We start from the raw sequence: 18925 nt of genomic DNA, 5'->3' as shown, positions 1-18925 counted from the left end.
ATCAGGAGTAGAAGCTTTGCGCCAGTGAACCGACCAGCAGTTGCCAGCCATCGACCAGAACAAACAGCATCAGTTTAAACGGCAGCGCGATAGACGCTGGTGGGACCATCATCATCCCCAGCGCCATCAGCACACTGGCTACCACCAGGTCGATGATCAGGAACGGGATAAACACGGTAAAACCAATCTGGAATGCGGTCTTCAGCTCGCTGGTCACATAAGCAGGCAGCAGAATACGCATTGGCACCGCTTCAGGACCCGCAATCGGGGCGGTATTCGCCAGACGGGCAAACAGGGCTAAATCAGCTTCGCGGGTCTGACGCAGCATAAACTCGCGTAGCGGCTGAGCACCTTTATCAATTGCCACGTCCATGCTGATCTTGTCCTGACTGAACGGCAGATAGGCGTCCTGATAAATTTTGTCGAAGGTCGGCGCCATAATAAAGAAGGTCAGAAACAGCGACAGTCCCAGCAGCACCTGGTTAGGCGGCGCCGATGGCGTACCCAGGGCGTTACGCAGTAAACCGAACACAATGATGATACGGGTGAAGCTGGTCATCATCAGCAGCACGGCCGGAATAAAGGTCAGCGCAGTGATAAAGACCAGCGTCTGAACCGGCAGTGACCAGCTCTGACCGCCATTTGGCAGTGAGTGACTCACCAGGCCCGGCAACTGGGCATGGGCAACCGGTGCCAGTAACAGCAGTGGCAGTAAAGGAAGCAGTCGACGCATCATTGTGGTTTTCCGGGACGTTTAACCAGATTCTGTAACAGCTGACGAAAATCCTGTGGCGCACTGTTTACCGGCGTCACAGAGACCGGTTCACCCGGCGGCAGCGTATGCAGATGGGTAATCTGCTGTGCAGTGACGCCCAGCACCAGACGTGCATCAGGGGTATCGATAATCACCACCCGCTCACGCTGGCCCACGGATACGCTGGCTGTAAGTTTGAGCTCCTGGCTGCTGACCTTTTTCGGCGCGAAGCCAACACGGCGCGCCAGCCAGGCGCAGGCCAGAATCAATAAGATAATCACGGCTAACACGCTGCTGACCTGAGCCAGCATAGAGCCGGTCGAGATCGCCTGAGCGTGCGGTGCAGCCGGTTGCAGCGTTTGATTCTGGCTATTCATAATGTGACTCTTAGCGACTCAGACGACGCATACGTTCAGATGGGGTGATGATGTCAGTGATGCGAACGCCATATTTGTCGTTCACGACCACAACTTCACCCTGCGCAATCAGGTAGCCGTTGATCAGAATATCCAGCGGTTCACCTGCCAGGCCATCCAGTGACACTACGGAACCCTGCGCCAGACGCAGCAGCTCTTTAATGGTCATCTTGGTGCGACCCAGTTCCACGGTGAGTTTCACCGGGATATCCATAATCAGATCGATATCCTGCAGCGATCCAGCGACATTGCCGCTGTCGAATGATTTGAAGACTTCGTCGGTCTGCGGTGCACTGCTGCTGCCGACCTGCTCATTCATCGCTTCAGCCCACAGATCGTCCGCAGAGACATCGTCAGACGGTTTATTACTGTCAGTCATGGGGCTGTTCCTCGTTCAGCGAATTCAAAATCGGGTTAATCAGGTGTTCGACACGGAGCGCGTACTGACCATTCATCGTGCCATATTGGCTGGTTAATACTGGGACGCTATCGACATGCGCGATAATGCGTTCAGGTTTCTCAATCGGCAGCACATCACCGGGTTTCAGCTGCAGAATCCGTGACAGACGCAGTGAGGTTTCGGCAAAGTGAGCAATCAGTTCCAGCTCAGAGTGCTGCACCTGTTTGACCAGGTTGTCGCGCCAGTGGTTATCTTCCTGACGGGAGTTTTCGAGCGGTGGGTTCACCAGCAGCTCGCGCAGCGGTTCAATCATTGAAAACGGGATGCAGATATTAAATTCACCCACCAGGTTACCAATCTCCACCTGGAACGGCGTGTTAACCACGATATCGTTCGGTGAAGTGGTGATGTTGGTGAACTTTACCTGCATCTCTGAACGTACATACTCGACGTCCAGTGGATAAATAGCCTTCCAGGCGTCGCTGTAACCATCGAGCGCCAGCTTCAGCATGCGGCGAATAACGCGCTGCTCGGTATGGGTAAACTCACGGCCTTCGACTTTGGTCGGAAAGCGTCCGTCGCCACCAAACAGGTTGTCTACAGCGATAAACACCAGGCTCGGTGAGAACACCACCAGCGCGGTGCCGCGCAGCGGCTTCAGGTGGATCAGGTTCAGGTTGGTTGGCACCGGCAGATTGCGGGCAAACTCGTGATACGGCTGAATCTTGATCGCCCCGACGCTGATATCCGGGCTACGGCGCAACAGGTTAAACAGCGCCATACGGAAACTACGGGCAAAACGCTCGTTAATAATCTCCAGCGCCTGCAAACGCTCGCGAACCACACGGCGCTGGGTATTCGGATCGTAAGGACGAATATCGCCTTCCGGTCCGTTTTGTTTCTTTTCTTCTTCCGCGCTGCCGCTGTCGCCGTTTAAAAGGGCGTCAATTTCAGCCTGGGAAAGAATGCTATCGCCCATTGATTCACCTCAAAATGAAGGCAGTAAACAGCACGTCGTTTACAGCCTGCGGAGGTTGACCTTTTACCAGCGGGGGTGTCAGCGCCTGTTTGATTTGTTCAACAAGCGCCTGCTTTCCTTGCTCTGTCGCCAGCGCCGCAGCGCTTTGACGCGAGAGCAGCAGCAGCAAACGGCTGCGCACCTCAGGCAGATAGTCATTCATCCGACGTCGGGTATCCTCATCGGCCAGACGCAGGGTAAAGCCTACGTAGAGCACGCGGTCGGGATCGTTGTCGGGATTGACCAGGTTAACCGTAAATGTATCAAGTGCAAAAAAGACCGGAGCGGGAGGCGGTTCAACTTTCGCCACCTCAGGCTTATCGCCCTCATGTTTATTCATCATTCGCCAGACTGCATAGCCTGCCACGCTACAAGCGGCCAGCGTCAAAATAAGCAAAACTGGTATTAAGAGTTTACGTTTGCTGCCTTTTGCTTTCGCGTTATCAGACATGGTGCAGTTACTTCCTGTGAATTATAGGCAAGCCTCTCGGCTCACGAGACAGATTATCCGCGTCTTAAGTCAAACCAATGGGTAGATAAGACGCGGGTTTTACGCTTACCTTCAGCGTTTGCCGCTGTCAGGCGAAAGTATCGACGGCGCTATTGCCGCTAACACGAGCCTGAAGGGCGGCGGGAACGGCGATCGGCGTAATGTCGGTGTCACTGTCCTGGGTGAGGGAGAAGCGGCCATGCTGTCCATCGCGGCGCGCCTCCTGTTGCTGCTGGAATTGCTGGCCCTGCGCGGAACTGTCACTGCTCACCTGACTCTCGCCCAGGTTGATACCGCTCTCTGCCAGCGCGCTGCGCAGCTGCGGTATCGCGGCTTCCAGTGCCGCTCTGACGTGGCTATGGCCGGAAACCAGATTAATTTGTGCCTGGTCGTTATCCAGTTTCAGGCTGATCTGGATAGCGCCAAGGTCTGCCGGATGTAAACGCAACTCCGCGTTCTGCTGGCCGTTGCGAGTGAACATGACAATCTGCTGACTCAGCGCCTGTTGCCATTCGTCGCTGCCCAGTTGTGAGTTCAGCGTCGGCGTTGACGGGGTGCTGATGGTCGCGGAAGCGGTCACCGGAGCGGGCAGGCTGCTGGCGGTGGCGACGGGCATCGCGTTGATCGTGCTATCGCTGGTACTGGCTTTAATCGCACCCTGATCATCCTGCTTAACCATATTGCTCAGCGCCTGCTGGAAACTGCTATCAAGCGTCAGGCCATTGCTGGTTGCACTCTGCGCGGCGGTGTTGCTCTGGCTGGCGGCAGTTGTGACGGCAGGTTTGCTCTGTGCGTCGCTTCTGACTTCAGCCTTCTCATCGTCACCTTCTGCATGGCTCTGCTGTGCGCTGTTCAGCAGTTGCGTCAGCGAAGTCTGACTCTTCCGGCCGGTGTCGGTCTGGGCAATTAGCTCGCCCGCCTCACTGCTGACCGGGGTCGAAGGGGTCGCTGTCTGCGTCACCGCACCCGGTAACATGGCGAACAACGCCTGCACATTTTGCATGTCGGTGGCGCTTAAGGGTGCCACGTCCGGCTTGTCTTTATCATCGGCTGATTTTGACCCACCTTTAATATTTTCAGGTTTAAACAGGGCGGTCAGCGCAGCAGGATTATCCAGCGCCGCCATCAGTGCATTCAGGGGTGCCTTAGGGCGCGCTTCATCAGCCGTTTCTGCTTTAGCGTCAGTGGATTGCGCCACTTTCCCATGCTGTTTAGCCAGGCCGAGCAACTGGTTTCCCAGCGCAGTCAGAAAGTCCTTAGGCAGGGCATCTTCACCCACTGCAAGGTCAGTTGAGACTGATGGTTCCGCGTCGGTTTTAACCGATGCTTTCATGGCAATGTTTGGCAGCGTAATCATTCGCCTCTCCTCGATGCGGCCCGTTGGGCAAATTCATCCATCCGTTTCTGATCGAGACGGTTTTCCTGTCGTAATGCATTTTCCGCTGCGCGCGTTATCAGAGTCTGATAGGCGTTCAGCCGCTGCTGTTTGTCGCGCCAGTTAATCAGCGCCTGCTCCAGCCGCTGATTCCAGTTATTGAGCTGGTTGCGGTGCTGCTCAATCGCTTTTTCCAGCGTCTGAATAAACTGGTGATAGTTGGTCCAGCGGGTGCTGGCGATACCGGATGACATGTCATCGTTGAGCTTATTGCGATACTCGTCCTGATAATCAAGCAGCATCGTCAGCTGCTCGTTAGCGGCGTGCTGGCCGCGACGCATATCGCCTAAATAAATGGCGGCACGTTCGAGATCCTGCTCCGCTAAGTCGCGCAGCGTATCGATGGCATTTGCAGTTTTCATTGCCGTTACCTCGCGTTAATCATTGTGACTAGCCAAACAGCGCATGCAGATGCAGGCTGGCGTCGTCGTAATCGCTGCGCTCAAAGATGCCCTGTTGCAGGAAGGCTTCCATTTGCGGATAGAGCGTGATCGCTTTATCGAGCATCGGATCGCTGCCGGCGGCATAGGCCCCGACGCTGACCAGATCGCGGTTTCGCTGGAAGCTGGAGAGCAACTGCTTGAACTGGCGCACCTGTGCATAGTGGTTCTCATCGATCAGCGAGGTCATCGCACGGCTGATCGAGGCTTCAATATCAATGGCCGGATAGTGGCCCGCTTCGCCCAGACGACGCGACAGCACAATGTGGCCGTCGAGAATGGCGCGTGCGGAGTCCGCAATCGGGTCCTGCTGATCGTCGCCTTCGGTCAGTACTGTATAGAAGGCGGTGATTGAGCCGCCGCCGTCGATGCCATTACCGGCACGCTCAACCAGCGCAGGCAGTTTGGCGAACACGGAAGGCGGATAGCCTTTGGTCGCTGGCGGCTCACCAATCGCCAGGGCAATCTCACGCTGCGCCATGGCATAGCGGGTCAGGGAATCCATAATCAGCAACACATGCTTGCCGCGGTCGCGAAAATCTTCCGCGATGCGCGTGGCGTAAGCGGCACCCTGCATACGCAGCAGCGGTGACACATCGGCCGGCGCGGCGATGACCACCGAACGGGCGCGGCCTTCAGCACCGAGAATGTTCTCGATAAAATCTTTTACTTCACGGCCACGTTCGCCAATCAGACCGACCACGATCACGTCGGCTTTGGTGTAGCGCGCCATCATGCCGAGCAGCACGCTTTTACCCACGCCCGAACCGGCGAACAGGCCCATACGCTGCCCGCGACCGACCGTCAGCAGGGCGTTGATCGCCCGCACGCCGGTATCCAGCACGTCGGTAATCGGCGTACGCTGCAGCGGGTTAAATGGCGGGGTGTTTAGCGGTGCGCGATAGCCGGTATCCGGCGACGGCAGGCCGTCCAGCGGTCGGCCGCTGCCATCGAGTACGCGGCCCAGCAGTTCCGGCCCCAGCATCATCTGTTTACCCGCCTGCGGGTTCTCACCGTTCTGGCGCGCATAAACCCGCGCACCCGGTAAAATGCCGTCCACTTCTTCCAGTGGCATCATCAGCAGTTTCTGACCATTGAATCCCACCACTTCGCTTTCGATTTCGCTAATGGTTTTGCCATCATTGCGTTCGATCACGCAGGTCGCACCCAGCGGCAGCTGTAAGCCGGTCGCTTCCAGCACCAGGCCGGTGGCGCGGGTCAGGCGGCCATAACGGCGCACCGGTTGCACCTGGGCGATGCGTTTCTCAAAGGCGTCGAGCGAGCCAAGCCAGCGATTCAGACGGGTGGTCATTAAATTTCTCCAGGTGCAGCAAGACGGCAGAGTTCCTGCCAGCGCGTCGCGACGCTGGCATCCAGGTCGCCATCTTCTGCGCTGAGTTTGCAGCCGCCAGGATGCAGGGTGCTGTCAGCGATCAGACGCCAGCCATGCAGATCCAGTGTCGGACCCAGGGTCTGCTCAATGCGTTGTAAATCATCCGGGTGAACACGCAGCTGCGGTTTGCCGCTGAACATCGGTTCCTGCTGCAGTAAACCCTGAATCTGGCGCAGCAGGGCGGTGCCATCTACCGTGGTCGCCTGACCAATCACCGAGCGAGCCGCTTCCAGCGCCAGCTGCATCAGACGGGCAGCGATGACGCTGTCCAGGGATTCCAGCGTGTTCTGGAACTCCGTTACCAGCTGCTGCATCCGCGCCTGAAGTGGCGCCTGCTGCTGCTGGGCGTCGGCCAGACCCTGCTGAAAACCGGCGTCGTAGCCTGCTTTCTGTCCTTCGGTCACACCCTGCTGATAGCCTTCGTTGTAACCCTGGCTCTGCGCCTCTTTGCGCATCTGCTGCTGCAGACGTTCGAGCTGCTGTTGCTGCTCATCAACGCCATCCTGTGCTTCGTAAATTTCTGGCTGCAGCTCAGGTTCAGGCTCATCAAAACGGCCTAAATCGCTGGGCTGCCATAGCTGCCAGGGGCGGGCAGAAAATGCATCAGACATAAGTTTCCTCGCCACCACCAATCACCATCTCGCCAGATTCGGCCAGGCGGCGTACCACCAGCAGGATCGCTTTCTGTTCGTTTTCCACTGCGGACATACGGACCGGGCCCCGGTTGGACAGGTCGTCGCGCAGGATATCGGCTGCACGGGCTGACATGTTCTTGAGGAACTTCTCGCGCAGTGGCTGTTCGGCACCTTTCAGTGCGACCAGCAGCTGCTCGGACTCCACTTCCTGCAACAGACGCTGGATGCTGCGGTCGTCCACGGCCACCAGGTTTTCGAACAGGAACATCTCGTCGATAATTTTCTGTGCCAGTTCGCCATCGAAGTCGCGTACCGCTTCGATAACGGCCTCTTCCTGCTGCGTTTTCATCAGGTTGATGATCTCGGCTGCCGTTCTCACGCCGCCCATCTTCGCGCGCTTGAGGTTGGTGCCATCCAGCAGGCCGTTCAGTACTTCGGTCAGTTCGGCCAGCGCGGCTGGCTGCACACCACCGAAGGTCGCGATACGCAGCATCACATCGTGACGCAGACGTTCGTCGAACAGCGCCACGATATCGGCGGCCTGGGCACGCTTGAGGTGCACCAGGATGGTCGCGATGATCTGTGGATGCTCGTCGCGAATAAGGTCGGCGGCGGCCTGCGGTTCCATAAAGTTGAGCGTTTCCATACCGCTGGTGGTTTCGCGCGTTTCGAGAATGTCCTCCAGCAGGCTGGAGGCGCGCTCTTCGCCCAGTGCACGTGTCAGCACTGAACGCAGGTATTCGTTCGAGTTCAGGCTCAGCGCCGCGAACTGCTCGGCATCCGCTTCGAACTCGCGCAGTACTTCGGTCAGCTGTTTATGGGACACCTGACGCATGTTGGCCATCGAGGCGCTCAGATGCTGCACTTCACGCTGGTTCAGGTGTTTGAAAACTTCCGCGGCGCGCTCTTCGCCAATGGTCATCATGAGGATGGCGCTTTTTTCGGTTCCGGTCAGACTCATAGCTCTTTACTCATCCATTCGCGAATTACCAGCGCTACAACGCGCGGATCGTTTTCTGACATGTCGCGGATGCGTTGACTCATCACTTCTGCGCTCATGCGGTTGTTAGACTTACGTTCCTGATCCAGCTCGTCTTTGCTGAGCTGCACATTAAAGGCTTCTTCTTCCGGCTGTTCAGTCGCACGAGCGGCAATGGCTTCAGCAGCGGCTTTCTCTGCGGCCTGCTTGCGAACCAGGTGCGGACGAACCAGTTTGCGGTAGAGGATGAAGGCTACCAGGGCAATCAACAGCCATTTACCGGCGTTCATCAACTGATCAAAGAAGGACTGCTGTTGCCAGAAGGGCAGGTCGGCGGTCACTGGCTCAGTCGTGTTGAACTGCGAGTTCACTACGTTGATGCTATCGCCACGATTCTGGGAGTAGCCCATCGCTTCGCGGGTCAGGTCTTCAATCTGCTTCAGCTGCTGTTCGTTCAGCGCAACGGCTTTGCCTTTATCATCTGCACGGAAGTTCACCACCACCGCAACCGACAGGCGCTGTACGTCACCGACGTTAACCTTGGTATGACGGATGGTGCGATCCAGCTCGTAGTTCACCGTGTCATCACGACGTGAGTTGGTTGGACCTGAGCTGGCCGGTGCGGTGCTGGTGGTCTGGTTAGCATTATTCGCTGCGTTGTTCTGACCATTCGCGGCCTGACCGTTGGCTGCATTGTTATTAGGTGTTGTTACCGGCGCGGTGTTGGCTGGCGCAGGCTGGTTAGAGAGTGCGCCTGGCACGCCGCCCGGATAAGGGCTGCCTGACTGATCGCTGGTGCTGGTCTGACGCGAACGAATCGCTGAGTTCGTCGGGTTCGCGTTAGGCTGATATTTCTCGTCGGTCTGCTCGCTGGTGTCGAAGTTAATCTGCGCGGTAACCTGCGCATGCACATTGCCCTGGCCGAGAATCGGATTCAGGATGGCTTCAATACGTTGCTGGTAACGCGCTTCAACTTCAGAAGAGTACTTAAGCTGCGCATCATTCAGATCGCGACCGGCAGAATCAGAACGGGTCAGCAGGCGGCCGGTCTGATCGACCACCGTCACGTTGCCCGGCGGTAAACCGGCGACGCTGCTTGAAACCATGTGGGCGATGGCCTGAATCTGACCTTCGTCCAGCGTACGGCCTGGCTGCAGCGTTAAGGTGACAGAGGCGGATGGCGCTTTCTGCTCACGTACAAATAAGGTGGGTTTAGGCATCGCCAGATGAACGCGGGCGCTTTTAACCGGGCCGAGCGATTCGATGGTGCGGGCCAGTTCGCCTTCCAGCGCGCGCTGGTAGTTAACCTGCTCGCTGAACTGGCTGATACCGAACTTCTCTTTATCCAGCAACTCGAAGCCAACCGAGCCGCCTTTCGGCAGACCCTGCTGAGCCAGACGCAGACGCAGCTCATGCACGTTTGCTTCAGGCACCATTAATGCGCCGCCGTTTTCGGCGAAGCGATAAGGGATGTTCATCGCCGTCAGCTGCGTGACGATGGCACCGCCATCCTCATCAGTGAGGTTGTTATAAAGGACGCTATAAGATGGCTGTTTCGCCCAGAGCACCATCGCGATCACGATTGCTATGACGGCAGCAGCGGCGATGACTAAAGGAATACGCGGATTTGCGCGCAGGCGAGCAAACAGGTCACCGAAGCCTTTCTTTTCTTGTTCTGTTGTGGCGGCTGTACTCGCATTCATGACCGTTTCCTGCCTGACGTAATTGACCGGGTAAGTTGAGATGGCAAAACAGACTCCCTGACCTGCGTAGATAAAATTTCCACTTCAATGCCAGGCATTATTAGGTGATAACCAAAATTCGATGGCTGGATAAGGTAGGGTTTTTGATGTCATTTAGCGGCTTTGTCTCATTGACAACGTGCTAACTTTTGCTCACATCAAAAATATCACCCTCTTTATAAGGTATCGTTCATGTCCATTCAGGCAATTGATGGCGTTCTGCAGCAGCTACAGGCGACCTCACTGCAGGCCAGTAACCGCAGCAGTGAATCCCCTAATCAGATCGATTTCGGCGCGACCATGAAAGCAGCGCTGGATAAGATCAGCGAGACGCAGACTACCGCACGCACCCAGGCGCAGGACTTCGAGATGGGGAAACCCGGTATCGCCCTGAATGATGTGATGGTCGATCTGCAGAAATCTTCAATCTCAATGCAGATGGGGATTCAGGTCAGGAACAAGCTGGTGTCGGCGTATAGCGAAATTATGAATATGCAGGTTTAGTGAGCGTATCACGCTGATCAACGTGCATCTGCGTCGTTGCGGATTAAGGTGTGGAATGCCAGCATAAAAGCCGATTCCTTCGCTGAGTCTATGACCCTGTACTGCTTATGATGCAGGCGTCATTGACTATACTGCTCTTTATTACGAGCCGTGCAGCAGGGCACTCACTCTTCGGCGCAGTCGGCTCATCACCCATCAGCAGGACGCCACCTTATGCTTAAAAAACTCATCCTCATAACGTCGTTAATCAGCTTGTCTGTCCCGGCCATTGCCGCCACGCAGTGCGGGCCGTTCTATCTCAAAACCGATAAAAGCGGCTGGTATTCAGTGAATGGGGAGCGGGCAAAAACGCAGAAAGTAACGTTTGCTAAAGAGAAGGGCGATTACGACAACGCCACGGTAAAACTGCTGGTAAAAAACAGCAAAGCGCCGGGGATGGTGGAAATGGAGCAGACGACACGGGATGGCAAAGGATTATTAAGAGCTGAAATCGTCCGCACCAGTCAGAGTCAGATCCGTATCCGGGGTGACTATGATTGCGAACCGGCAAAGTAAGTTAAGTTACCCCTGCAAACTCCAGATATTCGCAGCCCTGAAGTGGGTCGGATAACTGCCTCTTAATAAGCAATAATGCAGGTTGTCACGCCTGCGCTTGCGCGTCGTCTGCCTGTTAACTAAATTTCATTCACCTGAGCATCTGATTTTGATGCCATGCATTTTGGCGATGCAGTTAATGAGATGTTTTGCACGCCGAGATCATTGCTGAAACAGACGCGCTGATATCCGATGCCTTTGGGTCATAGTAAAACGTTGCGCTGGTCTGATGATGACTGAACTTTACCATCTCAACCCAGGCCACGGTTTCATTATCCTGCACCAGGTTAAACCGCTTCCCGCCATTTGGCAGCGGATCATCCTGCTCCAGATAGAGTCTCCTATCCTGTGCCGCTTTGGTCAGGCAGGATTCAACCTGATAAGGATGACCGTCGAGATAAGCGGTTTTCGTTTCCGGGTGCAATCCAACCCGTCCCATATCTACGCATCCGCCCAGCAGAATCAGACTCAGGGCAATCATTATTTTTTTCATCAGCTAAACCATCATGGTTATTTTGTCAACCCATAATATCCGGTTATCGGCTGTTCCGCTCTTTTTCAATCAAAAAATTGCGCTTAATATTGCTAGCATTGCTGAGTAAATGTAACATCCGGCCTTATAAATAAAGAAACGAATATCCCTGAGAATCAATATTATTTTATTACGCTACTATATTGTTAGCCAGCTCACTATAAACACGGAAAGTTTAACGCAGTAAATTACATCATCCATCAGGCTTACCTTAAACCGCCTTTCAACCAGGCGGTCTAATCACTGTTACGCTTTATATACAGAGGTCTCCTGATGAATATTTTTCTACTTAAGTGCCTCTGATTATTATGATTTATGACTGTTTCTTATACTATGACGAAGATATCCTGCTTGAGATGCGTCTTAACACACTTGAGCACGTGGTTGACCGGTTTGTGATTGTGGAATCGCGCTATACCTTCACCGGTAAACGGCGATGCAACCTTAATTTTGATATTGAGAAGTTCGATCGTTTCCGCGATAAAATTATTTATGTCGTCAACGATATTGCGCCTGTGTTTTATCAACAGGCTTTTAAATCGAATAGCTCTCTGGTTAAAGCGGGCGAGACAGATCCCTGGGAAAATGAATCGACTGCACGCAATCAGATTATGCAAGGACTGGTCGGCGCACAGGATGATGATATTATTATTGTGTCAGACGTCGATGAAATTCCCCGACCCGAGGCGATTAAAGCATTCAGCCATCGTCATCTTTGCACGACGTTGCATCAGCAATATTTTAATTTTAAATTCAATGTCCGCGTATTAAACAACGACGGTACACCGCGCTGTGCCACACTGGCAAAAATGGTGACCTTTAAAACCCTACGTACCTTTTTCATGGGACAACCAGAATTGCTGCGCAACGTTAAGCGCCGGGGGACCCCGATACGCGAAAGCTGGTGGCGCCGTAAATGGCTCCATGCCCGGACAAAGGTGATTAAAGAGGGTGGATGGCATTTTTCCTGGGTGATGAGCGATAAGCGCATCAGTGAAAAAATGGCGTCAATCTCCCATACCGAACATAACTGTCCAGAATTCAACAATCCGGATCATATCCGGCGCTGCGTTGAGAACAATATTGATATCTGGAATCGATCGCGAAGGATGGAGATAGTGCCGGTTACTGCTGAGCACTTTCCCGACTGGCTGGTTGAACATCAGCATCAGCTGACAGAACTCATTAAATCATAACGCTGACCAGCGCGCCCGGCGGGCGCGCCTCTCGCACATCAGCTTGCTTTGTAAGGATCTTTCTTATCATCCTGGCTGTCATCATTTTTGCGCGGCACTTCACCATGATCTTTCGGGGCATCAGTGGCGGGATGATCATCTTCCTCATAAGCATTACCGGCATGTGGCGCGGCTTCGGGCAGACTTTTGCTGACATCACCTTCTTTCTTACGTTCTTCATTCGTATTGTGCTTAAACATATTTCACTCCTTTTGTCCCAGTCTCTTAAGTCTAGACCAGCCCTGAAATCCCGCATTCGCATCAGATTGAAAACAAAAAAAAGCCCGCCAGAGGCGGGCTAATCGGAGTTTCTCTCATACTGAACACGTCATTTTTCGATGTTCGGGTGTGTACAGCAGAATCATGCTAACGGGGAATCGATGAGGCTGAAATGGACAAACCTGTCGTCTCGCTTGCGGCAGGTCACATTTCTGTCGATAAAATGCTCGATAAATAAATTCGATTGAAATGATTAACAAAAGGCATATAGTGACCTGCGTTACCAGGAGATAGAAATTATGTTACGAGACTATTTAAAGATTGAAGCTGAAGATCAGTTAATCGAAAAAGGTTCGGTGAGCCTGAAAAATCGTGGTCAGGAAGAAGTGACCGAATGGATTATTGTTAACCGTCAGGGTGTCAAAAAAGGCGGCGTGACGCTTTTCGATAAACTCAGTACCCGCCGCTCATGGCCGGTTAATTACCGCATTATGCAGACCGATCTGCAAGGCAAGGTGATCGTGGATCAACTCACCGACGCCCTGTAATTAAGCGTCCAGACCACCGTTGTACGATGAAAAGTTAACCCGCGTCTGCGGGTTTTTTTATGGCTGGCGATAGCGGCGTAGTTCCACCAGCGTACCCAGTAGTTTCAGGCTATCCCGTCTGGAATGCAGGTCGGGGAAGTTGATATTTACCGGTGCCAGTTCAAATTGCAAAACACCATCTTCACTGCCGCGCTGACGCCAGGTGCGAAGCAGGGCGACCTGTAGCTGCAATGCCAGCACGCAGTCGCCCGGTTGAGGTGACAGGCTGGGATCAATGATCACCACATCATCCTTCAGAATCGCGGGTGTCATCGCCTGTTCTTCTACCCGGAAAGCAAAGCTCTTTTGCGAAAGTGCCATGTCGTTGTGCATCAGCAGTTCATGCCGCACAGAACTGGCGTCATTCAGCCATTGCGCGACGTCGCGCTGTGCCAGCAGTGGGATCTGATGCAGGCCACCATAAGCGCTTTCATTAAAAACAGGTCCATCCCCATCTATCAGAAAAGCCGGGGCGCAGCCCAGTGCTTCGGCGAGCCGTAGCAGGTTCTCACCGCGCGGCAGCGTCTCCTCTTTTTCCCATTGCGAAATCGCCACATGGGAAACTTTTACCTGTTGTGCCAATTGCTTCTGCGTTAATTGCAGTGATTTACGTCGGAGTCGGATGCGGTCACCCAGCGTTTCGTTTTTCATCAGCTTGACTTTTTAGTTGATAATGACTTAAGTATACTTAAGCGTGGTATTTAAGCAATCTTAAATTTCAGGCGGAGGACGTGGCTTTTCAGCACGCAGTGGTTCCAGAGACCTTACCGGACAAAGGGGTGTGGCATGGAAAGTAGTCTTATTACCAGTATGGGTGCGTTAGTTCTGGGTGGGGGCGCAGCAGCACTGTTCTGGAAACCGTTATTGGCGGGTATCGCGTCAATCGTAACCAGTAACAGGGCGGGTGGGGAAATTATAACCAGTTACAAAGAGCAGGTGGTGTTGCTCAAAGAGAGCAACGTGCTGATAAGGGAGGAGAACGATGAATTACGCGAACGACACGACAGGAATCTGCGCCGTATCTCGACACTCGAAACCGATCTTCGGTTAATCAAGAACGCGGTAGGGATTTTACTGGCCATGACCGAAACCGATCACAACGATAAATTTCGTAATGAGATAGATCGGCTTATCTCAACTCTGGAGGATCACAGCAATGGCAACGATTAATAGCACCAAGGCTCCGATGTCATACCGACGCAAAGTTATCCTCGGCTGCATTCTGCTGAGCTGTTCGATGATTTGCATCCTGATGACAATTATTTTTCTCTACGTCAGTAACACTGCAAACCGGCGGATTGAGGAGATTCGGGCGGATTATCGCTTAATTGCCGCGCGGCGTGATGACAGAGTGGAGTTGCTGACCGATCAGGTCACGGCAATACAGCATAAGCTCGATGCGATACCGGATCGTGTAGCCGACAAAACGATCACCAAAGTCAAAGAAGTGGTGATTGTGAGTGAGGCGCCAGCAGCGAAACCGGCTAAAAAACCATAACTTCCGATTATTCCTAGTGCGGCTTCGCTATTATCGACTAGTTTTAAATCTCCGGGCGACATTTGTATCTGAATGCCCGCCCGCTGATTGGCCGGTTGATGAACCGCTAAGCCTAATCATTTTGGATAACTGACCAGAAGGAAATTTAGCATGAGCGATTCAACAGAAACCAAGACCAAAACTGACTATCTGCGCGACGTGACCTCTCAGTTAAAAGAGATGCGCCACTATGCGCAGACTAACACCGAAACCCTCTCCAGCCATTGGTTAGCGTTTGATGCCGGTGAATATAAAGACAAGACTAACGCCGACAGAATTGATGCATTGCTTAACAAGCAGGGCAAACTGCTGGAAGATCTGGATGCCGCTATTCAGGACATTGAGATCGAAATTAATCACAGCGAGCAGGAGAGCTAAGTTATCTCCCGCTAACTGATTGCGGTGGCCGTTAAGGGATTAATCGGCCACCAGCCACATTTCCGCTTCGTCGAACATCTCTTCAACAATCCGCGCAACTGTCGCTTTGTCGTTCTTACTCAGATCTGTATCTATCGCGTTACGTTCCATCGGCTTGACCTTAACTTCAATGTCAGGAAACACCCGATGCACCCGCTTTTCCAGCTCCTCACGAATCATCTCGCGAGCGCCCGGTAAACCGGCAACGTTGCGCTTGTCATAAATCAACTCAACAAACATGATGGCAATCCATTCAGGGCAAAATCGCTGACATATAATACTGTAAATAAAAACAGTGGCAAGGTGGCGTATCCAATTTTGCGTAAATTTTTATCTCGCATAAACCGCGATCTTCGACTAGCAAAATGCGCACGCATCGCGACATAATGACGACTTACTTTTCAGGAGGTCCGCGATGCGACAACTGGTAATTGATATTCTGCTAAAACTGGCAAAGATGGACGTCGATGCGAAAGAATTGACGGCGCAGTTAGAAGCGCAGTCCCTGCTGGTTGCAGCGCTGCTGGTGCAGGCGAAACAGGACAACTCGCTGACTATTTCAGAAACGGTGCAGGATGCCATTGTTACCGCTTCGCAATCTTCGACCGAGTTTCTCCAGTCTGATGTTGATCTGCTGCTAACGCATATTAATCGTCTGCTGGCGGTTGCAAGTTATGTTGAAGTAAAAGGTAAAGCGACGGAAGGTGAGGGGTAGGGGCGGATAAAAAATTCGCCTCTGGAGGTGGAATTGAGACAACACCTGCAGAGGCAGTGCATCAGCACTATTCGTTAAAGGACATCCACGACCTTAGTCGCACGCCGAAGTTATACACTTTCCCCCGGTTAGTACAACCTTATCTGCAGTGCCTGAACTGGTTGGAGGTGTTTGCAATATACAACTTCAACGCGGCGCGGATTAAAGCTCGTTTTTGATGCAAAACTCTTCCCAGCTCATTCCCAGCGACTCAGCATGAGATTTGAGATAAGTCTCGATAGCCTCAGCCGCCACCGCTTTATCCGGCTCAGCGAGCTGAATTGAGAAGATCATCCCATCCAGATTTTTCTGTCGCAAAAAGGCCGCATAGATGCGTTCGGCATGCCATTCGCGAAGCTGTCGCAGTGACAGGTTCGCAGCACGGGCATCGCTCTCGGTTAATTCATCCAGTGCAGACTGAAAGTCGGGATGCGCGGTGAAAAACATCTCGCGTGCCTGGGCATAGTAGGCTTCTGGCGTTTTCATATTCATATTCCTGAAAGTCTGTTGCAGCGCGCCAGTGTAGCGGGTTGTTTATCGCTTGTCAGGCGGGGTAAAGCCAATGGATGAACCCAATCCGTCATCCATTTGCCGATTAAAACACGTACGTTTGGTCTCGCTGCCGGTTAAATTCTGCTGCAATCAGGGTTTACGTGGAGCCTGAATACCCAGATATCTTGCGTAACGCGGTGGAAAAATTATAACGTAGCCGCCATTGATGTGATCTTAGGGATTAAACATGAAAAAGTGGATGCTGATTGCTACGATGGCACTAAGTGGATGTGTGCAAATCAACGATTATGAAAACGCGGTACAGACACCGGCGCCCGCTGATCTGCAGGGAACCTGGCAAACTGTCGGCCCACAGAGCAGCCTGATCAACGACAAGGCGATAGCCAGCGTGATCATTAATGCCGATGGCAGCACCCTGGATTGCCGTCAGTGGATGCGGGTGATCGCCAAGCCGGGCAAACTGACTCGCCTGAGCGGCGATTATGTCAATGTGACACGTCAGCTGCGGGTGATGCCGCTGGTGGTGGAGAATGGCGAACTGAGTTACGACCGGATGACCCTGCGTAAAGTCGCGCGCCCGACCATCGAGTGTCAGCAGGCGCTGGAAGAAGTGGCGAAGCAGCCGAAAGCGGCCGTGATTCAGAACATCGAACCGCAACTGCTGCGCACACCGATTACTGAAAATAACGCGAAGTCGTAACAGCCGACTCCTAATAAAACCGCCCCGGCAGGCAAGAGCGTAAAGTGCGCTCTGCCCGGCCGGGGCGGTTTTCGTTTTTATTGCGTCACTTATTCTGCCACTAACTTATTCTGCAAGGACCCAGACGCTGACGCTGCCACCATTACAGACAAACACTGCGGTGCCGTGCTCGTCGGCTGTAATCGTCTCTTCACGATTACCCAGGTGATCGCGCCAGACCTTACCGGCCAAACCGTCACCCATCGGCACGCTTTTCTCCCCCGCATCGCCGTTCGACATAATCACTACACAGCCCGGCTGCGTTTCGGTACCGCTGCGGCTGAACGCCACGCAGTTGGGGTGATCGAAATAGTCGGTCTGTACGCCCCAGCCATATTGCTGGCGCGCACGGATTAAGCCTTCCAGTTCAGGGATCACCGGCATCTCAATTTTGTACTTTTCGCCGTCGCCGCCTTCATCTTCATAAGTCGCCCCGAACAGATCGGGATAGAAAATGGTAGGCACACCCTGTTCACGTAACAGAATTAGCGCATAGGCCAGCGGTTTAAACCAGGCTTCAACCGGCGCTTCCAGCGACTGCAGCGGCTGGGTGTCGTGATTGGCCACGATAGTCACGGCATGCCACGGATCAGCTACCACCAGCGAGTTGGCAAAAATCTGGCTCATATCGTAGGCGCTGCCCGCGGTTGAGGCCTGATGGAAGTTCATATGCAGCGGTGCATCGAACAGCATGGTTTTGCCTTCCACCTGATGCACATACTCCTGCAGCTTCTCGGTTTCAAACGACCAGTACTCCGCGACGATAAACATCGGCTCCTCAGCGACGTCCTGAATATGCTCGATCCACTCTTTGTAGAACCAGGCCGGAATATGTTTTACCGCATCCAGACGAAAGCCGGTGCAGGGCACCTGTTCCATCACCCAGCGCGCCCAGTATTTCAGCTCTTCCCGGACTGCGTTGTTGCGGAAATCGATGTTTGCACCCATCAGATAGTCGAAGTTACCCAGCTCGTTATCGACCTGATCGTTCCAGCCTTCGGCGGTGTAGTCATTGATGATTTTAAAAACGCCGTTTTCGTCCGGATTTTCAATGTGGTCGACGCCGCTAAAGCATTTGTGATCCCAGGTAAATTTTGAATATTCCCCGGCGCGGGCCGGAAAGGTGAATTTTGTCCAGGCCTCGCACTCAACGACTTCTTCGTAAATTTCGTCGCGGTTATCCGGGTTGACCCGGTTTACGCTGATCGCTTCTTTTTCGTCAGCACCCATTTTATGGTTCAGCACCACATCCAGCAGCACCCCAACGTTGTGGCTGCGCAGGGCTTCGGTGGCTGCCAGTAACTGCTGTTTGTCGCCATATTTAGTCGCAACACCGCCTTTCTGATCAAATTCCCCAAGGTCGAACAGATCGTAACTGTCGTAACCGACAGAATAGCCACCAGAACCCCCTTTGTAGCACGGTGGCAACCACGCCATGGTGATACCGATTTCGCTGAGCCAGGCCGCGCGATCGGCGACTTCCGGCCACAGTTTGCTGCCATCCGGGTAATACCAATGGAAAAACTGTAATAACGTTGGGTTTTGCATGTACCACACTCCAGGGGATGATGAGAATCAAGTATGGAGTAAGC

At 53.4% G+C, this 18925-nt stretch carries 26 protein-coding genes; 9 read left to right on the top strand and 17 right to left on the bottom strand.

Going from position 1 to position 18925, the window contains the following annotated elements; genetic code table 11:
* Position 1 precedes the first annotated feature (1 nt).
* From fliP to fliF, 11 genes are all read right to left on the bottom strand, one after another.
* The gene (fliP, locus tag AC2LB6_RS15080) at positions 2-733 is read right to left on the bottom strand and encodes a flagellar type III secretion system pore protein FliP (protein ID WP_031593200.1); all 732 of its coding nucleotides are present in this window, start codon (positions 731-733) and stop codon (positions 2-4) included.
* Positions 733-1131: a flagellar biosynthetic protein FliO gene (gene fliO / locus AC2LB6_RS15075; protein ID WP_090960002.1), complete on the bottom strand. Its 399-nt coding sequence runs from the start codon at positions 1129-1131 to the stop codon at positions 733-735. Before fliO ends, fliP begins: the two co-directional genes overlap by 1 nt.
* Before the next feature lie 10 nt (positions 1132-1141).
* Positions 1142-1549: a flagellar motor switch protein FliN gene (gene fliN, locus AC2LB6_RS15070; RefSeq protein ID WP_090960006.1), complete on the bottom strand. Its 408-nt coding sequence runs from the start codon at positions 1547-1549 to the stop codon at positions 1142-1144.
* Entirely contained in the window at positions 1542-2549 is a 1008-nt protein-coding gene (gene fliM / locus AC2LB6_RS15065; protein ID WP_003854473.1) for a flagellar motor switch protein FliM, read from the bottom strand. Before fliM ends, fliN begins: the two co-directional genes overlap by 8 nt.
* A 4-nt stretch (positions 2550-2553) precedes the next feature.
* Positions 2554-3039, bottom strand: coding sequence for a flagellar basal body-associated protein FliL (gene fliL, locus AC2LB6_RS15060; protein WP_090960008.1), 486 nt, complete (start codon positions 3037-3039; stop codon positions 2554-2556).
* 127 nt (positions 3040-3166) lie between these two features.
* The gene (locus AC2LB6_RS15055; RefSeq protein ID WP_490094118.1) at positions 3167-4435 is read right to left on the bottom strand and encodes a flagellar hook-length control protein FliK; all 1269 of its coding nucleotides are present in this window, start codon (positions 4433-4435) and stop codon (positions 3167-3169) included.
* On the bottom strand, positions 4432-4875 hold the full coding sequence (gene fliJ / locus AC2LB6_RS15050; protein ID WP_003854478.1) for a flagellar export protein FliJ: 444 nt from the start codon (positions 4873-4875) through the stop codon (positions 4432-4434). The genes AC2LB6_RS15055 and fliJ overlap by 4 nt, the downstream gene beginning before the upstream one ends.
* A gap of 28 nt (positions 4876-4903) precedes the next feature.
* The gene (gene fliI / locus AC2LB6_RS15045; RefSeq protein ID WP_136198748.1) at positions 4904-6265 is read right to left on the bottom strand and encodes a flagellar protein export ATPase FliI; all 1362 of its coding nucleotides are present in this window, start codon (positions 6263-6265) and stop codon (positions 4904-4906) included.
* Positions 6265-6957, bottom strand: a complete 693-nt coding sequence (gene fliH / locus AC2LB6_RS15040) for a flagellar assembly protein FliH (RefSeq protein ID WP_419138472.1) — start codon at positions 6955-6957, stop codon at positions 6265-6267. Before fliH ends, fliI begins: the two co-directional genes overlap by 1 nt.
* A complete protein-coding gene (gene fliG / locus AC2LB6_RS15035) occupies positions 6950-7942 on the bottom strand; it encodes a flagellar motor switch protein FliG (RefSeq protein WP_090960019.1) in 993 nt (330 codons plus the stop codon). Before fliG ends, fliH begins: the two co-directional genes overlap by 8 nt.
* Positions 7939-9663 carry a flagellar basal-body MS-ring/collar protein FliF gene (fliF, locus tag AC2LB6_RS15030; protein WP_490094117.1) on the bottom strand — a complete coding sequence of 575 codons (1725 nt, stop codon included), beginning with the start codon at positions 9661-9663 and terminating at the stop codon, positions 7939-7941. The genes fliG and fliF overlap by 4 nt, the downstream gene beginning before the upstream one ends.
* A 231-nt stretch (positions 9664-9894) precedes the next feature.
* Here fliF and fliE point away from each other — a divergent pair, with 231 nt between their 5' ends.
* Together fliE and AC2LB6_RS15020 are read left to right on the top strand one after the other, a co-directional pair.
* Complete coding sequence (gene fliE / locus AC2LB6_RS15025; protein WP_090960026.1) at positions 9895-10206, top strand: flagellar hook-basal body complex protein FliE; 312 nt, start codon at positions 9895-9897, stop codon at positions 10204-10206.
* A gap of 213 nt (positions 10207-10419) precedes the next feature.
* Positions 10420-10761 carry a hypothetical protein gene (locus AC2LB6_RS15020; RefSeq protein ID WP_490094116.1) on the top strand — a complete coding sequence of 114 codons (342 nt, stop codon included), beginning with the start codon at positions 10420-10422 and terminating at the stop codon, positions 10759-10761.
* Positions 10762-10936: 175 nt separating this feature from the next.
* On the opposite strand, the gene AC2LB6_RS15015 is transcribed toward AC2LB6_RS15020, so the two are convergent.
* Positions 10937-11293 (bottom strand): hypothetical protein, encoded by a 357-nt coding sequence (locus AC2LB6_RS15015; protein WP_490094115.1) that lies wholly within the window; start codon positions 11291-11293, stop codon positions 10937-10939.
* A 347-nt stretch (positions 11294-11640) separates the two neighbouring features.
* Here AC2LB6_RS15015 and AC2LB6_RS15010 point away from each other — a divergent pair, with 347 nt between their 5' ends.
* The gene (locus tag AC2LB6_RS15010; protein ID WP_490094114.1) at positions 11641-12528 is read left to right on the top strand and encodes a glycosyltransferase family 17 protein; all 888 of its coding nucleotides are present in this window, start codon (positions 11641-11643) and stop codon (positions 12526-12528) included.
* A gap of 38 nt (positions 12529-12566) precedes the next feature.
* Here AC2LB6_RS15010 and AC2LB6_RS15005 read toward each other — a convergent pair whose 3' ends face one another.
* Positions 12567-12767 carry a hypothetical protein gene (locus AC2LB6_RS15005; RefSeq protein ID WP_090960039.1) on the bottom strand — a complete coding sequence of 67 codons (201 nt, stop codon included), beginning with the start codon at positions 12765-12767 and terminating at the stop codon, positions 12567-12569.
* 318 nt (positions 12768-13085) lie between these two features.
* Between AC2LB6_RS15005 and AC2LB6_RS15000 the strand changes: the two genes are divergently transcribed.
* Entirely contained in the window at positions 13086-13334 is a 249-nt protein-coding gene (locus AC2LB6_RS15000; RefSeq protein WP_490094113.1) for a hypothetical protein, read from the top strand.
* A gap of 57 nt (positions 13335-13391) precedes the next feature.
* Here AC2LB6_RS15000 and AC2LB6_RS14995 read toward each other — a convergent pair whose 3' ends face one another.
* Entirely contained in the window at positions 13392-14024 is a 633-nt protein-coding gene (locus AC2LB6_RS14995; RefSeq protein WP_490094112.1) for a helix-turn-helix domain-containing protein, read from the bottom strand.
* 135 nt (positions 14025-14159) lie between these two features.
* Here AC2LB6_RS14995 and AC2LB6_RS14990 point away from each other — a divergent pair, with 135 nt between their 5' ends.
* The 3 genes from AC2LB6_RS14990 to AC2LB6_RS14980 all read left to right on the top strand — a co-directional run bounded on the left by AC2LB6_RS14990 (position 14160) and on the right by AC2LB6_RS14980 (position 15288).
* Positions 14160-14543, top strand: coding sequence for a hypothetical protein (locus AC2LB6_RS14990; protein ID WP_490094111.1), 384 nt, complete (start codon positions 14160-14162; stop codon positions 14541-14543).
* Positions 14530-14871 carry a hypothetical protein gene (locus AC2LB6_RS14985; protein ID WP_490094110.1) on the top strand — a complete coding sequence of 114 codons (342 nt, stop codon included), beginning with the start codon at positions 14530-14532 and terminating at the stop codon, positions 14869-14871. Before AC2LB6_RS14990 ends, AC2LB6_RS14985 begins: the two co-directional genes overlap by 14 nt.
* 150 nt (positions 14872-15021) lie before the next feature.
* Positions 15022-15288 (top strand): hypothetical protein, encoded by a 267-nt coding sequence (locus AC2LB6_RS14980; RefSeq protein ID WP_003854505.1) that lies wholly within the window; start codon positions 15022-15024, stop codon positions 15286-15288.
* Positions 15289-15327: 39 nt separating this feature from the next.
* Here AC2LB6_RS14980 and AC2LB6_RS14975 read toward each other — a convergent pair whose 3' ends face one another.
* Complete coding sequence (locus AC2LB6_RS14975) at positions 15328-15567, bottom strand: DinI-like family protein (protein WP_003854508.1); 240 nt, start codon at positions 15565-15567, stop codon at positions 15328-15330.
* A gap of 175 nt (positions 15568-15742) precedes the next feature.
* On the opposite strand from AC2LB6_RS14975, the gene iraP reads away from it, so the two are divergent.
* Positions 15743-16042 (top strand): anti-adapter protein IraP, encoded by a 300-nt coding sequence (iraP, locus tag AC2LB6_RS14970; RefSeq protein WP_010247621.1) that lies wholly within the window; start codon positions 15743-15745, stop codon positions 16040-16042.
* A gap of 201 nt (positions 16043-16243) precedes the next feature.
* Here iraP and AC2LB6_RS14965 read toward each other — a convergent pair whose 3' ends face one another.
* Complete coding sequence (locus AC2LB6_RS14965) at positions 16244-16567, bottom strand: DUF6388 family protein (RefSeq protein WP_008926858.1); 324 nt, start codon at positions 16565-16567, stop codon at positions 16244-16246.
* 253 nt (positions 16568-16820) lie between these two features.
* On the opposite strand from AC2LB6_RS14965, the gene yedD reads away from it, so the two are divergent.
* Entirely contained in the window at positions 16821-17294 is a 474-nt protein-coding gene (yedD, locus tag AC2LB6_RS14960; protein WP_490094109.1) for a lipoprotein YedD, read from the top strand.
* Positions 17295-17399: 105 nt separating this feature from the next.
* On the opposite strand, the gene amyA is transcribed toward yedD, so the two are convergent.
* Positions 17400-18881: an alpha-amylase gene (gene amyA, locus AC2LB6_RS14955; RefSeq protein ID WP_490094108.1), complete on the bottom strand. Its 1482-nt coding sequence runs from the start codon at positions 18879-18881 to the stop codon at positions 17400-17402.
* Positions 18882-18925: the final 44 nt, after the last annotated feature.

This window comes from Pantoea sp. RCC30.1 (genome assembly GCF_058148845.1).
This window is presented reverse-complemented; position numbering and strand designations above follow the sequence as displayed.